16 protein-coding genes are annotated in these 15,323 nt (G+C 68.5%); 4 read left to right on the top strand and 12 right to left on the bottom strand.

Going from position 1 to position 15,323, the window contains the following annotated elements:
• Positions 1-40 precede the first annotated feature (40 nt).
• The 8 genes from STARVERO_RS17475 to STARVERO_RS17440 all read right to left on the bottom strand — a co-directional run bounded on the left by STARVERO_RS17475 (position 41) and on the right by STARVERO_RS17440 (position 7,755).
• Positions 41-1,030: an acetamidase/formamidase family protein gene (locus STARVERO_RS17475; RefSeq protein ID WP_159600370.1), complete on the bottom strand. Its 990-nt coding sequence runs from the start codon at positions 1,028-1,030 to the stop codon at positions 41-43.
• Between the two features lie 44 nt (positions 1,031-1,074).
• Positions 1,075-1,788: an ABC transporter ATP-binding protein gene (locus tag STARVERO_RS17470; RefSeq protein WP_144341588.1), complete on the bottom strand. Its 714-nt coding sequence runs from the start codon at positions 1,786-1,788 to the stop codon at positions 1,075-1,077.
• Positions 1,781-2,536, bottom strand: coding sequence for an ABC transporter ATP-binding protein (locus tag STARVERO_RS17465; protein ID WP_144341589.1), 756 nt, complete (start codon positions 2,534-2,536; stop codon positions 1,781-1,783). Before STARVERO_RS17465 ends, STARVERO_RS17470 begins: the two co-directional genes overlap by 8 nt.
• Positions 2,536-3,600 (bottom strand): branched-chain amino acid ABC transporter permease, encoded by a 1,065-nt coding sequence (locus STARVERO_RS17460; protein WP_144341590.1) that lies wholly within the window; start codon positions 3,598-3,600, stop codon positions 2,536-2,538. The genes STARVERO_RS17465 and STARVERO_RS17460 overlap by 1 nt, the downstream gene beginning before the upstream one ends.
• A gap of 21 nt (positions 3,601-3,621) precedes the next feature.
• Complete coding sequence (locus STARVERO_RS17455; protein ID WP_144341591.1) at positions 3,622-4,494, bottom strand: ABC transporter permease subunit; 873 nt, start codon at positions 4,492-4,494, stop codon at positions 3,622-3,624.
• A 186-nt stretch (positions 4,495-4,680) separates the two neighbouring features.
• On the bottom strand, positions 4,681-5,931 hold the full coding sequence (locus STARVERO_RS17450) for an urea ABC transporter substrate-binding protein (protein ID WP_144341592.1): 1,251 nt from the start codon (positions 5,929-5,931) through the stop codon (positions 4,681-4,683).
• Between the two features lie 19 nt (positions 5,932-5,950).
• Positions 5,951-6,607, bottom strand: a complete 657-nt coding sequence (locus STARVERO_RS17445) for an ANTAR domain-containing response regulator (protein WP_144341593.1) — start codon at positions 6,605-6,607, stop codon at positions 5,951-5,953.
• Positions 6,607-7,755 carry a transporter substrate-binding domain-containing protein gene (locus tag STARVERO_RS17440; protein ID WP_272482962.1) on the bottom strand — a complete coding sequence of 383 codons (1,149 nt, stop codon included), beginning with the start codon at positions 7,753-7,755 and terminating at the stop codon, positions 6,607-6,609. Before STARVERO_RS17440 ends, STARVERO_RS17445 begins: the two co-directional genes overlap by 1 nt.
• A gap of 639 nt (positions 7,756-8,394) precedes the next feature.
• Here STARVERO_RS17440 and STARVERO_RS17435 point away from each other — a divergent pair.
• The 4 genes from STARVERO_RS17435 (at position 8,395) to STARVERO_RS17420 (ending at position 12,415) form a co-directional block, all read left to right on the top strand.
• Complete coding sequence (locus tag STARVERO_RS17435) at positions 8,395-9,081, top strand: CBS domain-containing protein (RefSeq protein ID WP_159600368.1); 687 nt, start codon at positions 8,395-8,397, stop codon at positions 9,079-9,081.
• A 55-nt stretch (positions 9,082-9,136) separates the two neighbouring features.
• Entirely contained in the window at positions 9,137-9,574 is a 438-nt protein-coding gene (locus STARVERO_RS17430) for a universal stress protein (RefSeq protein WP_159600366.1), read from the top strand.
• A gap of 21 nt (positions 9,575-9,595) precedes the next feature.
• Positions 9,596-10,255 carry a phosphoribosyltransferase gene (locus STARVERO_RS17425; RefSeq protein ID WP_159600364.1) on the top strand — a complete coding sequence of 220 codons (660 nt, stop codon included), beginning with the start codon at positions 9,596-9,598 and terminating at the stop codon, positions 10,253-10,255.
• Between the two features lie 117 nt (positions 10,256-10,372).
• Positions 10,373-12,415 (top strand): NAD(+) synthase, encoded by a 2,043-nt coding sequence (locus tag STARVERO_RS17420; protein ID WP_159600362.1) that lies wholly within the window; start codon positions 10,373-10,375, stop codon positions 12,413-12,415.
• A gap of 6 nt (positions 12,416-12,421) precedes the next feature.
• Here the strand turns inward: STARVERO_RS17420 and STARVERO_RS17415 are convergent, their stop codons facing one another.
• The 4 genes from STARVERO_RS17415 to STARVERO_RS17400 form a co-directional block, all read right to left on the bottom strand.
• Positions 12,422-13,504 (bottom strand): serine aminopeptidase domain-containing protein, encoded by a 1,083-nt coding sequence (locus STARVERO_RS17415; RefSeq protein ID WP_159600360.1) that lies wholly within the window; start codon positions 13,502-13,504, stop codon positions 12,422-12,424.
• Positions 13,504-13,710, bottom strand: coding sequence for a ChaB family protein (locus STARVERO_RS17410; RefSeq protein WP_159600358.1), 207 nt, complete (start codon positions 13,708-13,710; stop codon positions 13,504-13,506). Before STARVERO_RS17410 ends, STARVERO_RS17415 begins: the two co-directional genes overlap by 1 nt.
• A gap of 100 nt (positions 13,711-13,810) precedes the next feature.
• Entirely contained in the window at positions 13,811-14,671 is an 861-nt protein-coding gene (locus STARVERO_RS17405; RefSeq protein WP_159600356.1) for a PfkB family carbohydrate kinase, read from the bottom strand.
• A gap of 34 nt (positions 14,672-14,705) precedes the next feature.
• The gene (locus tag STARVERO_RS17400) at positions 14,706-15,152 is read right to left on the bottom strand and encodes a DUF3775 domain-containing protein (RefSeq protein WP_159600354.1); all 447 of its coding nucleotides are present in this window, start codon (positions 15,150-15,152) and stop codon (positions 14,706-14,708) included.
• Positions 15,153-15,323 lie beyond the last annotated feature (171 nt).

Raw genomic sequence — 15,323 nt, 5'->3', positions numbered from 1 at the left:
GCCCCTCTCCCCGGCGGGGAGAGGGGCTGGGGCCTTGGGGTCAGCCCAGATAGGACTTCAGGATCGAGGCGCCCATCGTGTATTTGGGGTCCACCATGTTGCCGAGGCGCACGCGCCCGCACTGGGTCAGCAGCATGTAGGCCTCCACTTCATCGAAGCCGTAATCGGCCGCCATCCAGCGGATGAGGTCGCGATAGGCCATGCGGGTGGCGTCCTCCATCGGGCGGGTCGAGCCGATGGACATGATGAAGTCCTTGGTCTCGAGGCGGGGCGTGTGGACGCTCCAGCCCTTGATGAGATCGATCTGGATCGTCGTGACCGTGGGGTGCTCCAGCGCCACGCCGCACAGCTCGCCATCGCCCTGGGTGGCGTGGCAGTCGCCGAGATAGAGCAGGCCGCCCTTGGTGTTCACCGGCAGGTAGATGACGGCGCCGACGCCGACGTCCGGCAGGTCCATGTTGCCGCCGTAATAGTCGGGCTGCAGCGAGGTGATCGCCTCGATCTCCGGCGAGGTGCCGATGGTGCCGATGAACGGCACATAGGGAAGGGTCAGCTTGTCGCTCCACTTCGTGCCGGTCTCGGCGTCGACGTGCAGCTTCTTCACCTTGATCGGCAGCGGCGCGTTGAGCATCGCCGTGTCCTTGGTCGGCACGAGACCGCCGAACTCCGGCATGATCAGCGTGGTGCCGCGCGGCTGCGGGCCGCGGGGGACGATGGACTTGATGTAGACGGCGAGCGTGTCGCCCTTCTCGGCGCCGTTGACGAAGATCGGGCCGTTCTGCGGGTTGAGATAGGGGAAGTTCAGGATCTCGAGCGGGTTGTCCGTCTCGTGCTGGATCTTGCCCTCGAAGGCGTCGTGCGTCTCGGCAGCCACCACCGCGCCGGGATCCACCTTCAGCACGGGATCGACATAGGGGCCGTAGACGTAGTGGTACGTGCCCTGCTCCGCCTCAGTGATGGTGTGGGAGGCGCCCGCCTGGCCCTTGGCGAGGCCTTTGCGAGCCATGATGGAGTTCTCGAGCCAGGACATGATGTTCTCCTTGAAGCTGGCTATCCCGAAACAGGCTGTCTCGATCAGACGGCGAGGTGGCGCCGCATCGCTTCGCCGTCGGCGAGCTGTTCGCGTTCGAGCTCGGCGACGATGCGGCCCTTGTCCATGACGTAGCAGCGCTGGGCCATCGCCCGGATCATGTCGATGTTCTGCTCGACGAGGACGATGGTGACGCCGGTGTCCTTGTTGAGCTGCACCATGATGCGGGCGATGTCCTGCACGATGTTGGGCTGGATGCCCTCGGAGGGTTCGTCGAGCAGGATCAGCGACGGATTGGCGACCAGCACGCGGCCGATGGCGAGCTGCTGCTGCTGGCCGCCCGACATGGTGCCGGCGCGCTGCGACCAGCGCTCCTCCAGGATCGGGAAATAGCCCAGCACCCGCCGGCGGTCCGCCTCGGTGACGCCGCCCGCCCGCATGCCGCCGACGGCGATGTTCTCGCCGACGGTGAGGCGCGGGAAGACGTCGCGGCCCTGCGGCACGTAACCGATGCCGAGCCGGGCCCGGCGATGGGGGGAGATGTGCTCGACCGGCTTGTCGCGGTAGACGATGGAGCCGTCCATGGCCGGGACGAGGCCGATGAGGCTTTTCATCAACGTGGACTTGCCGACGCCGTTGCGCCCGATCACCGCGACGATCTCGCCCTCGCGGACCTCGAGGTCGAGGCCCTGCAGGACAGGCTTGCCGCCGTAGCCGGCCCGCAGGCCGAGGGTGGAGAGCATGATTTCCTTACGCATGGAGGCCCCCCGGCTGCTGATGGGCGGTGGCATGGGCCGTCGTCTGCCCGAGATAGATCGCGGCGACTTCCTCGTCGGCGACGATGTCGTCGATCGAGCCCTGGGCGAACACCTTGCCCAGATGCAGCACCGTCACCTTGTCGGCGACCTGCCGCACGAAGGCCATGTCGTGCTCGACGGCGAGCACCGTCATGCCGTCGGCGTTCAGGCGCTTGATCATCTCGCCGGTGGCATGGGTCTCTTCCGGCGACATGCCGGCGGTCGGCTCGTCGAGCAGCAGGAGGCGCGGCTTGAGGCTGATCGCCATGCCGATCTCCAGCCACTGCTTCTGGCCGTGGCTGAGATTGCCGGCGAGGCGCCGCGCATCGCCGGAGAGGTTCAGGAAGGCAAGCAGCCGGTCGATCTCCTCCGCCAGCGTGGCCGGCTCGTAATGGTGCTGCATCGCGATTTCGAGGTTCTGCCGCACGCTCAGCGCCTTGAAGATGCCCGGCACCTGGAACTTCACGCTCATGCCCCGGCGGATGCGCTGGAAGGACTTGAACGCGGTGATGTCCTCGCCGCCGAACAGGATCGAGCCGCTGCTCGGCAGGTGCTCGCCGAGGATCAGGCGGAACAGGGTCGACTTGCCGGCGCCGTTCGGGCCGATGAGGCAGTGCACCTCGCCGGTTTCCAGCACCAGATCGACATTGTTGGTGACGTGCAGGCCGCCGAAGCGCTTGTTGAGGGCACGGGTTTCGAGGAGCGGCATCAGGCGTCTCCCGGCTGGCGCTTGGCGAAGGGGCGGGCGACGAGCCTGGCGAGCGCGAAGATGAGGCCGCTCGGGGCGAGCAGCACGGTGACCACCAGCATCGCGCCCATGACCACCAGCGCGTACTGGCTGCCGTGGATGGTCAGCGCCTGGAACACGGCGAGCACGGTGACGGTGCCGATCAGCGTCGTCGTGAGGTCCGAGCGGCCGCCGACCGCCACCCACACGATGGGCAGCGCCGCGGCGGTCATGCCCATGCTGGAGGGCGTGATGTACTGGCCCCAGCTCGTGTAGAGCACGCCCGACAGGCCGGCCAGCGCCGCGCCGATGACGAAGGTGCCGAGCTGGTACTTGCGGATGTCGTAGCCGAGCATCTCGGCACGCTCGGGATTCTCGCGGATGGCGACGAGGATGTTGCCGAAGGACGAGTTCACCAGGATGCGCAGGCCGAGATAGACCACGACCAGCAGCCCGAGCACGACATAGTAGAGCTGGACGTCCGGGAACAGCACGATGTCGCCGCCGGGCCAGGGAAGGGTGAGCGGCGGCATGTTGCTCATGCCGTTGAAGCCGTTGAGGCGGGCGGCGCCGATGCGCCATTCCGGGCCGGCGGTCTGGGCCATGAAGCGCTCCAGCACCAGCGTCACCGACAGGGTGACGATGCCGAGGAACACGCCGGAGATGCGGCCGAAGAACAGGAAGTAGCCGAGCAGCGCCGCGAACAGCGCCGCGATCGCCACCGCGAAGACCAGAGCCACCAGGGTGAAGCCGTAAGCGGCGCCGAAATTGATGGTGAGGATGCCGTAGCTGTAGCCGGCGATGCCGAAGAAGGCCGTCTGCCCGAAGCTGAGCGAGCCGCCATAGCCCCAGATGAGGCACAGGCCGAGCGCCATGAAGATCCAGGTGAAGAAGTAGACGGTGTTGCCGACCGTGTAGCCGTCCGAGAACAGCGGGTAGGCGCAGGCGCCGGCCAGCACGACGAGGAAACCGACCCAGAAGGCCGGGCCGCGGCCCAGCGTCTGCGGGCCTTCCAGGCGGCGGAAGAAGCGGGAGAGCGCGTTCATTGGTGTCCTTCTCGTGTCCTGTCAGGCGCGCTCGCGCAGGAGGAAGCCGGAGATGCCGCGCGGCAGGACGCGGATGACGATGATGACGGCGATGAGCAGGCCGATCTGTCCGGCGAGCTGGCCGTACCAGGAGGTCATGGTCGCCTTGACCACGGCGAGCAGCGCCGCCGCCGGGGCGGTTCCCAGGAACACGTCGGCGCCGCCGACGACCACCGTCACGAAGGCTTCCATGATGAAGGTGGTACCCATGGTCGGCACCAGCGTCATGGTCGGGGCGTAGAGGCCGCCGGCGAGGCCCGCCAGACCCGCGCCGAGGGCGAAGGTCAGGCTGTAGACGAGGCGGGTGTCGACGCCGAGCGCGGCCGCCATATGCGGCACCTGGATGGTGGCGCGGGCCATGACGCCGAAGCGCGTCCAGTTGAACAGGGCGTAGAGCGCCGCCAGCACGAGCACGGCCATGCCGAACAGGACGAGGCGGTAGACGGAATAGGAATAGTCGCCGACCTGGAAGCTGCCGAAGGGGGTGCCGACGCCGGCCATGGTCGAGCCGAGCAGGATCAGCGTGCCCTGCGTGCCGATGAGGCTGAGGCCCCAGGTGGCGACGATGGTGTCGAGGGGCCGGTCGTACAGATGCCGGATGACGAGGATCTCCACCAGCGCGCCCACCGCCGCCGAGACCAGCGCGCCGATGACGACGGCGACCGGCAGCGGAATGCCGGCATGGACGGCGGAGACGGTGACATAGGCACCGCACATGATGAATTCGCCGTGGGCGAGGTTGATCACGCCCATCATCCCGAAGATGACGGCGAGCCCGCAGGCGGACAGCACCAGGAAGGCGAAGGCGTCGCCGAACTGGTAGAGGGCGGAGAAGGCGAGAGTTCCGACATCCATCGGCGAGCGGCCCTATGCTGGAAGGAAAAGGTTGCCCCGGCACTGAGGGGGTCGGCCGGGGCAACGCACGGGACGGCCGCGTCGGCGGCAGCCCGTGAAGCGGTCGAAGCGCGATCGGCGGACCGATCGCCGCACCGGAGACCGCCGGTCAGGCTTTCCGACCGGCGGGTTGTTCCGGCTGCCGGCTCAGGGCTTCGGCGGCGGGTTCGAGGGCGTGTACTGCGCGCTCGGGTCGCTCTTGGTCAGGTCGCAGCCGGCCTCGCCCAGCCAGTAGGGCTTGATGTCCTGCCACACCTTCGGGAAGGAGATGGAGTGGTCCTCGCTCACCTTCGCGAGATAGATGGTGTGGGACATGTGCTGGCTCTTCGGGTCGATGCAGACCTTGCCCTCGGGGGCGTCCATGCACACGTCGCCCTTGGCGATCTCCTTGCGCAGCGCCTCGCGGTCGGTCGTCCCGGCCCGCTCCACCATCTGCTTGTAGAGGTAGACGGCGAGGTAGGAGTTCTCCATCTCCTGGTTGATGTAGGGCTCGTTCGGGTACTTGGCCTTGAACTTGGCGACGAACGCCTTCGATTCCGGCGAGTCGATCTCTTCGATGTAGTTGGTGGTGACGTACATGTCCTTGAGGGATGGCGGCTTGAAGCGCTTGTGCTCGTAGCCTTGGCCGACATTCACCGAGGAGGCCATCGGCAGGCCGACATTGGCGGCGGCGGCCTGCTCGTAATAGGAGGCCTGCGCCGTGCCGACGAGCAGCGTCACCACGAAGTCGGGCTTGGCCTTCTGGATGTTCTGGATGTTCTGCGAGAACTGCGACACGCCGAGCGGGATGAAATCCTCGCCGACCATCTCGCCGCCGTTCTCCTTGACGATGTTGCGCACCCACTCGGCCGAGATCTGGCCGAAATTGTAGTCGGCGGCGAGCGTGTAGACCTTCTTGCCGTACTTCTCCATCATCCACGGGATGAGGGTGGAGAACTGCTGCTCGGGCACCGCGCCGGTGACGATCATGTTGGCGTCGCAGACGCCGCCTTCATACTGGTTGTTGTAGAAGGCCAGGCCGTTGAACTGGTTCACGATCGGCCGGTAGGCCTCGCGCGAGGCCGAGGAGAAGCCGGCGAACACGGCATCCACCTTGTCGCGCTGGAGCACGCGGCGCATGAACTCCTGATAGCGCGTGTTGTCGGACTGGGTGTCGTAGATCACGAGTTCCAGCGGGCGGCCGGCGATGCCGCCGGCCTTGTTGATCTCGTCGGCGGCGAGCTGGATGGCGTTCACCTTGCCGTTGGTCACGGCGGCGAAGTCGCCGGACTGGTCTTCGAGCACGCCGAGCTTGATCGGGTCGGCGGCGAGAGCAGGGGTGAAGCTGTGGGCGGCGCCGAGCAAAAGCGTCCCCGTGAGGGCCGCGGCACGCAGCCCCCGCATGGTCTTCCCAGTCATTTTCTTCTCCTGTGAAAGGTTATCGTCTTTCCGAGCTGCGCTCCGCGAGGAGCGGTCGCATCGGTGGGTCGAGGGCTTCCGCCCTCGTCTTCATGAAAGCCTCGCAGTAGTCTTCGAGAGTCAGCCGCGAGCGCATGCTTTCGCGACGGAGCCACTCATAGGCTTCGTCGTCATCGACGCCCGTGTCCTTCATGCGGGCGATGATGGCCTTCACCACCGCGCGGCGGCCACGCCGGCGGCGATCCATGTCGTCGAGCCGCGACCGGAGGTCGCCGCGCAACAGGAACTGGTTGATGCCGAGGAACAGCGCGGTGTAGACGGCGGCACCCTGCACGGGCTTGCGCAGAAAGGCCGTCGCGCCGAGGTTGACGAGGTGCTTGAGCCGGCTCGGCGCCTCGACGCCGACGAGGCCGATCACCGGCACCGGCGGCTGGCGGGAGCCGGCATCGATGTCGAGGGCGACGGGATTGTCGAGATCGCCGTCGACGAACAGGATGTCGCGCTCCGCCTGCAGGGCGCCGAGATCGATGTCGGCGCGCCCGTCGACGAGCGCGGGAAAGGTCGCGCTCACGCCCAGCTTGCCGAGGGTGGTGTGCAGCGCTTCGACGGCCGTGAGATTGGACGTGACGATATAGGCCCGGCCGCCGTTGAAGTTCTGGAGCAGTCGAGGAGCCATCACTTTACCACTCTCAGTGAAGAGTTGCGGGCAGCGACCGCATAGCGCGGCGACGACTGGACGAGATAGGGGTCCGGACGGACCGGGCCGGGCGCCTCGACGATCAGCTCGAAGCGCGAGGCAGCGTTTGAAATCCCGATTCGCGGCGTCAGATGGGCGTGCAGCGTCTGCGGGTCGATGTGCACCTCGCCCTGCGGGGCGAGGAGATGCTGGCGCGTGGCGGCTTCCTTCACCGCCTCGACGTCGTCCGTGCCGGCCTCGGCGAGCGCGAGGACGAGCAGCTTCATCGCGATGTAGGAGGCTTCCGCGTCGGCGGAGGTGGAGGGGCCCTCGGGGAAGGCCGCGCGATAGGCACGGGTGAAAGCCTCGTTGGTCGGCGAGGCGAGGGAGGAGAAATAGACGCTGCAGCTCAGGTGCCCGTCGACCGCATCCGTGCCGATCTCTTCCAGCTCCGGTTCGGACAGCGTGCAGCTCGCCACCGGGATGACGCGCGGCTGGTCGATGCCGCGGGCATTGCAGGCAGCGCGGAAGGCGCGGAAGAAGGCGTAGTTGCTGGTGCCGATGAGGTTGTTGAAGACGAAGCTCGGCCGGGCTTCGAGGATTGCCTCGACGACCTGGTCGATCTCGGTGTCGCCGACCGGCACGTAGCGTTCGGCCAGCACCCGTGCCCCGCGCGCGGTCATCGCCTCACGGAAGATGCGGGTGTTCTCCCAGGCCCAGATGTAATTGGAGCCGATGCAGAAGGCGCTCGACCCGACATGGGCCAGCATGTGGTCGACGAGCGGCAGGACGTGCTGGTTCGGCGAGGCGCCGGTGTAGATGACGTTGTTGGAACTCTCGAAACCCTCATAGTGCGAGGGGTACCAGAGCAGCGCGTCGTGCTTCTCGAAGCAGGGGATGACCTCCTTGCGGCTGGAGGAGGTGTAGCAGCCGACCACGTGCCGCACGCCCGACTGCAGCAGGTCGCGGCTGAGCGCGGCGTAGCTGGCGAGGTCGCCGCCCGGATTGACCACGACGGGTTCGACGGAGATGCCGGGCGCGACCTGTTCGGCAACCGCCAGCAGCGCCCCGTTCAGCATGGAACGGGCGACGACGCTGTAGGGTCCGGTGGTCGAGAACATGACCCCTATGCGGTAGTGCTTCGACACCCTGCGCTCCGACCAAAACAAAAAACGCCCGCCGGCCTTTCGACCGTGGGCGTCGTTGCCACCAACCCGCAATGCCGATCGGCACCGTCGTTGGAAATGTTCACCGAAATTGCCGCGACATTGGGCATCCTTGCCCGCCGCTCGTTTCTTAGGCTCGCGTGAAGCCGCGCCTTTGTCAAGCGCTTTTCCTGTCCGTCACAGGCGGGTGAATAACCCGGCCCCGGCCGGCTGTCACCTGTCCGTCGCAAGGGTTCGGAGGGTGGTGACGGGGTGTGTCCCTGGTGAGGGTTTCACCCGGAGCGCCGGCGGCGGATCCTTCCGGTAAGATATGGACGCACGATGTGAACGAAACGGCGTCTTCGCACTTGATAGAGCACAGGCGGACCCGCCGGGAGGAAGTTGCCGGAGGCAACGATGCCGTTCCCTAGCGTATCATGTCGGGGTGTTGTCGCCCGCGCGGGTTGTCGTGGCGTATTTCAGGCTTGCGGACCGGATGGGAACGGTTCGCGAGGTCGGGATTCAAAGTCGTCCCTCAGGAACCATCAAGACGTCGATAGCTGTAGTCTGCCGGTTGATCCGCATCAATCCTGTCGATGTCGGATCATGAAACAATGAAGACAATAAAATCGGGAGGTTAACATGAAGGCACGTGACGTGATGACGTCGCCGGTGATCACGGCGAAATCCACCGACCTCGTGGTGCACGTGGCGCGGCAACTGCTCGACAACCGTATCAGCGCCGTACCGATCGTGGACGATGGCGGAGAGGTGGTGGGCATCGTCAGCGAGGGCGACCTGCTGCGCCGCGCCGAGGCGGGGACCGAGCGGCGTCGCTCCTGGTGGCTGGAGGCGCTGCTCGACGACAGCACGCTCGCCGCGGAATATGTGAAGGCGCATGGGCGCACCGCCGCCGATGTGATGCGCCGGCCGGTGGTGACGGCCAAGCCCGACACGCCGCTCGACGAGATCGCCTCCCTGATGGAGGAGCACCGCATCAAGCGCATCCCCATCGTCGAAGGCGGCAAGCTGGTCGGCATCGTCAGCCGCTCCAACCTCATTCAGGCGGTGGCGCGCCGGAGCATGGGACTGGAGATCCCGCTTTCCGACAGCGCCATCCGCGAGCAGGTGATGACCCGGCTGCGCGAGCAGCCCTGGGCCAATACGTGGCGCCTGAACGTCACCGTGGATGACGGCGTGGTGAACCTCTGGGGCATCGCCAATGCGGATGCCGAGAGGCGGGCGCTGCGCGTCGTCGCCGAGACGACGCCGGGCGTGCGGGCGGTGAACGATCACCTGATCCGGGAGCCTATGGGCGGTTGGGCATGATGGCCCAGGCCGCGGGGGCGCTCGTCCCCGTGGCGTCCATGCAAGGAGACGCACCATGTTCGCCCATATCCTCATCCCCACCGACGGCTCGCCGCTGTCGAACACCGCCGTGCAATCGGCCATGGCTCTGGCGCGCGACGCCGGCGCCAAGGTGACGGTGTTCACGGCGGTGGAGCCATTCCGCCTCCTCACCTGGTCCTCGTCGCAGATCGAAGCCACCCGGGCCGACTATGAACGGCAGGCGCATGCGACGGCGGGCGAGTTCCTCTCCGCCGCCGAGCAGATCGCCCGGCAGTTCGGCGTGCCCTGCGACGCGGTGCAGGTGGAGAGCGACGACCCCTGGCGCGCCATCGTCGAGACCGCCGATGCCCGCGACTGCGACCTGATCGCCATGGCTTCGCACGGCCGGCGCGGCGTCGCGGCGCTGGTGCTGGGCAGCGTGACGCAGAAGGTGCTGACGCATTCGACGGTGCCGGTCCTCGTCTATCGCTGACGCCCGGCGCGGGAGGCCGCGATGGTGTTCGCCGACCGAAGCGATGCCGGGCGCCGGCTGGCGGCTGCGCTTCTGCCCTACCGGACGAAGCGCCCGGTGGTGCTCGCCCTGCCGCGTGGCGGCGTGCCGGTGGCGGCGGAGGTGGCGCGGGCGCTGGCGGCGCCGCTCGACCTCGTTCTCGTGCGCAAGATCGGCCTGCCCTGGCAGCCGGAGCTCGCCATCGGTGCGGTGGTCGACGGCGCCGAGCCGGTGATCGTGCGCAACGAGGAGATCATCGCGCATGAGGGCGTGGGCGAGGCGGAGTTCCAGCGCGTCTGCCGTCGGGAACTGGCGGAGATCGAGCGCCGCCGGGCTCGTTATCTCGGGGCCCGCGAGCGGGCGGAAATCGCCGGGCGGGTGGTGATCGTCGTCGATGACGGCATCGCCACCGGCGCGACGGTGAAAGCCGCGCTGCGGGCGATCCGCCGGCGCGAGCCGGCGCAGCTGGTGCTGGCCGTTCCGGTCGCCCCGCCCGAGGCGGTGGCCGAGCTGCGGCCGGAGGTCGACGATCTCGTCTGCCTGGAGATGCCGGAGCGTTTCGGCGCGCTCGGGCATTTCTATCGGGATTTCGGCCAGCTCGGCGACGAGGAGGTGATCGCGACGCTGGCGCGCTTTCCCGTCCGTCCGCCGTCGCCCGCCTGAGTGGCGGCGCGGGGCGCGGTGGTTTTCATCTGGCCGTCGGCGGCGGGGCGGGTAAAGATCGGCGCCGTTCGGGCGATCGGCGATGATGTCGGCGGCCCTTGCGGTCGCGGGGATGGGATGGCCGATTTCAACTGCCTGTACAGCCATGGCTTCCTGCGCGTCGCCTCCTGCGTGCCGAGCGGACGCGTCGCCGATCCGGCCTTCGCCGCCCGCGCGCATCTGGAGCTGGCGGCGCAGGGGCATGCGCGCGATGTCGGGGTGATGCTGTTCCCGGAGCTGGGGCTGTCCTCCTACGCCATCGACGACCTGCTGCTGCAGGACGCGCTGCTCGACCGGGTGGAGACGGCGGTGGGCGATCTCGTCGCGGCCTCGCGCGATCTCTATCCGGTGCTCGTCGTCGGCGCGCCGCTGCGCCGTGAGGGACAGCTCTTCAACACCGCCCTCGTCATCCATCGCGGCGCGCTGCTGGGAGCGGTGCCGAAGAGCTACCTGCCCAATTACCGCGAATTCTACGAGCGGCGGCACTTCGTCCCCGGACTCGGCCAGCGCGGCGGGACGATCAGGGTCGCCGGGCAGGAGGTGCCGTTCGGGACCGACCTGCTCTTCCGCTCGCGGGGCAGCGTGCCCTTCACCTTCCATGTGGAGGTCTGCGAGGACATCTGGGTGCCGCTGCCGCCCTCCACGCGGGCGGCGCTGGCGGGGGCGGAACTGCTGCTCAATCTCTCGGCGAGCAACATCACCATCGGCAAGGCGCGTCACCGCCGTCTGCTCTGCGCCAGCCATTCGGCGCGATGCATAGCCGCCTATGCATACTCCGCCGCGGGGCCGGGGGAATCGACGACCGACCTCGCCTGGGACGGTCAGGCAGCGATCTTCGAGAATGGCGACGCGCTCGGCGAGAGCGAACGCTTCCCGGCCGGGCCGACCCTCGTCGCCGCCGATATCGACCTCGAACGCTTGCGTCAGGAGCGCATGCGCACCAACACGTTCGGCGACTGCGTGCGGGAAGAGGGAACGGGTGGTTTCCGCACCGTCGATTTCGTCCTCGACCGGCCGGCGGCGGCGGTTCCGCTGGAGCGGGTGATCGAGCGCTTCCCCTATGTGCCGGCGGACGCCTCGCGCCTCGCCGAGGAGTGCTACGAGGCCTACAACATCCAGGTTCAGGGGCTGGCGCAGCGGCTTGCGGCGACGGGCGTCCGGCACGCGGTGATCGGCGTTTCCGGCGGGCTCGATTCCACCCAGGCGCTGATCGTCGCGACGCGGGCGATGGATCGCCTCGGCCGGCCGCGTTCGGATGTGCTGGCCTACACGCTGCCCGGCTTCGCCACCTCCGACGCCACGCGCGCGAATGCGCAGGCGCTGATCGCCGCGCTCGGCGTGACCGGGAGCGAGATCGACATCCGGCCGGCGGCGCGGCAGATGCTGGCGGATCTCGGCCATCCCTTCGCCCGGGGCGAGCCGGTCTACGACGTGACCTTCGAGAACGTGCAGGCGGGCCTGCGCACGGACTACCTGTTCCGGCTCGCCAACCGGGCCGGCGGGCTGGTGGTGGGCACCGGCGACCTCTCCGAGCTGGGGCTCGGCTGGTGCACCTATGGCGTCGGCGATCACATGTCCCATTACAATGTGAACGCCTCGGTGCCGAAGACGCTGATCCAGCACCTGATCCGCTTCGTCGCCGCCTCCGGGGACGTCTCGCCGGAAACGGCGGGGGTGCTCGACGCGGTGCTGGCCACCGAGATCTCGCCCGAGCTGGTGCCGGCGGAGGCCGGGGCGGCGATCCAGTCGACGCAGCAGGTGGTCGGCCCCTATGCGCTGCAGGACTTCAACCTGTTCTACCTGACGCGCTACGGCTTCCGCCCCTCGCGCATCGCCTTCCTCGCCGAGCGGGCCTGGGGCGATGTGGAGCGCGGGCGCTGGCCGACGAACATCCCGCCGGAGGATCGGCGGGCCTATTCCCGCGCCGAAATCCGCCACTGGCTGCGGGTGTTCCTGACGCGCTTCTTCGCCAACCAGTTCAAGCGCTCGGCGCTGCCCAACGGCCCGAAGATCACCGCCGGCGGCTCCCTGTCGCCGCGCGGCGACTGGCGGGCGCCGTCCGATGCGGGGGCGCAGGTCTGGCTCGAGGAACTCGACGCGGCCTTGCCGCCGGAGGCGTAAACCGGTTCAGGCGCGGGCGACGATCCAGTCGGCGATGCGCGGCCATAGCTCGGCATGCGCCTGCCGGCCCGCGAGCACGGCCAGATGCTGCAGCCCGACGCCGACTTCCGCGGGATGGGTGAGCACCTGCGTGTCGGCGTCGCCCATGCGGGCGAAGAACGGTTCGACGCTGGCGCGTGGGCCGATCTCGTCCGCCTCGTTGACCACGGCGAGAACGGGGAGCGCGAGGTCTGCCGGCCCGAGCGTGCGCCCGCCGAGGGTGAATGCGCCCCGGCGGAAACGGTCCTCCCGGTACAGTTCTTCGACGAGTTCATGGACCAGCCGGCCGGGCAGGGCCACCTCGTCCAGCGCCCAGCGCTCGACATGGATGTGGATGTCGAGCGCGGCCGGATCGCCGAGACAGAGGGCTCCGTCCATCCAGCGCGCCCAGAGGAAGGTGCCGGGTGAGAGCAGGGCGCAGGACTGGGAGAGCTGCGAGCCCGCTATGGCGTCGTCGCTCGGGGGGCGGCGCTCCTGCGCGACCACCATGTCGCGGAACGGGCTGGAACCCGGCTCGAAGCTCAGCGGCGCGCCGAGCAGCACGAGGCCGCGCGCGAGGCCTGGATGTGCCGCGCAGGCGAGGGCGGCGAGCGTGCCGCCGAGCGAATGGCCGAGCAGGAAGGGGGCGGCGCCCATGCGGGTCGCGATCGCCTCGCGCGCGGTTGCAATGGCCCGAACATAGGCTTCGATGCCGGCGCTGCCGTCGCCATCTGCCGGCGGAAGCCATTCCAGCAGATGGACCCCGAACTTCCGGTCGAGGCAGAAGCGCACCGTGCTGACGGTCGGCGTCAGGTCCCAGATGTAGGGACGCTTGATCGGCGCCGGCACCATGAACAGGGCGGGGCCGGCCGTCTCGCCGGGATAATGCCGCAGCCGCCAGTGCGGACCGGAGGCCACCACCTCGAACGCGCATTCATGCGTGCCGAAGCCGAACAGGTCGAGCGTGCGCGCCTGCATGCCGCGCCACTGGTCCATGGCCGAGAGCTGGGCCGCGCGCAGCCCGGCGAAGAAGCGCGGATCGACCGGCGATGATGATGGGGGGCGGGGCATCAGAGCGGCACCCAGCGTTCGCCGTCCTTGACGTAGGAGCGCTTCACCGCGGCCCAGGCGATGCGGTGGGCGCGCTCCTCGCGGTCGGGTTCGCCCGCACGCGTGCCGAAGGCGTGGTTGAAGGCTTCGCGATAGATGTCCTGAGCGTGGGCAGGCAGATGCGCGCGGACCGGCGGTGGCAGGTCGGCATTGGTCGCATAAGGCATGGTGGACCTCCGCAATAGGTCTCGGCTGAGCTGTCGGGGCACCCCTCGGGCGGCGTCCCGGTATCGTGCCGGGCTTCGCGCTCGCGAGCGTTGATGCAGGTCAGCGCGGCTCCGCTCGCAGTACCGGCGACAGGCTCAGCACGGGATCATGCCAGAAGGCGCGCCGGTCGGCGAGGAATCGTGCGGCGATCTCGTTGCCGCGTCGCACGGCCGCCACCGCCGGCGCGCCGCGCAGCAGGCCGTCGATGAGGCCGGCGGCAAAGACATCGCCCGCGCCGGTGGTATCCATGGGGCGAGTGAGAGGCGCGACCGGCACGCCCGAGCGCCCGGCGTCGTCGCAGACCTCGACGGGCCGGGCGCCGTCCGTCAGCACCAGCGCCGACAGGGCCGGGCTGCCGATCTGGCGCGCCTGCCGCAAAGCGCCCTCGCCTGAAGGGAAGGCGTGGTCGGAGGCGGAGGCGACCAGTATCTCGGCCGGCCGGTGCTCGCCGGCCTCCAGCGGCACCTGTGCGACGACGCGCGTGCGCCCCGCCAGCTCCGCCAGCAGGCCCGGCTCCGCCCGGCGGACGTTCACATAGGCCATGTCCACCGTCGCCGGTGGCAGCGCGGTGAGGCGGCGGGCCTCGGTGGTTGCCGGCGCGAGGATGGTCCGTTCGCCGGAAGGGTCGATGAAGATCTCCAGCGGGACGGTCGGCGCCTCGGTGAGGCGCACATGCCGTACGTCGAAACGGAGCCGCGACAACGCTTCGAGGCAGGCGCGGCCGGCATCGTCGGTTGAGAGCGTGGTGACGAGGGTCACGTGATGTCCCAGCGCCAGCAGCGTGGCGCCGGTGCCGAAGCCTCCGCCACCGATGCGCAGCTCCGTGCCGCCATGAGTGACGCGTCCGCCGGCGGCAAGCGGGCCGGCGAGCCGCCAGAGGCGATCGACATTGATGCTGCCGGCGATGAGGACGTGCGCCATCAGGCCGCTCGGGAGTCGGTCGACGGAAGGGGCGTCACAGCCGGCCTTCCTCGAACTCCCCGCAGGAATAGCCGAGCAACGACAGCCCCTCCTCGAGGAAATCGCCGAGCAGCGGCATGCCGAGGAGATAGCTTGCGGTGCGGGCGTTGTGGGCCTGTGTCGCCTCCTCGCGCACGCTGTCCCAGTCGCTCGCGTCGTAATCGTCGCGGCCGAGCCAGGCGAGGGCGACGAGGTCGATCTGCTCGTCCTCGCTCAGCGCGTTGATGAAGCCGGTCAACTCCTCGACGACGGGATCGTCGCCGTGATCCTCCAGCACCTCGATGTCGTCGTCATCGGACGGGTTGGAGGCCGGATCGGGTTCGGTCACCTCGTCCTTGGCGTCGAACTCCTTCGCCTTGACGATGATGAAGCAGACCTTCTCCGGAGAGATGGTGAGCGGGGAATCGTCGTTGCCGTCGTCCTGCGTCGATTTCGCCTGCATGCTCCGTCTCCTGATCCGGGAGGCTCTTCCGTAGAGCTGGAGGACGATCGCCAAAGGCCGGCCATGAGGCAAGTCAATCCTCGGCCGGATCCCCCACACCGATCTTCCGCTCCCGCAATCCGCCGTGCGGACTGGCAACGGATGGTCGGCGGAGGTTGTTCCGCGATCGTC

Origin of the sequence: Starkeya nomas (assembly GCF_902703545.1) — a bacterium.
Lineage (GTDB): Bacteria > Pseudomonadota > Alphaproteobacteria > Rhizobiales > Xanthobacteraceae > Ancylobacter > Ancylobacter moscoviensis.
The sequence above is the reverse complement of the archived record's forward strand: the minus strand, read 5'-3'. Positions and strand labels throughout refer to the sequence as shown.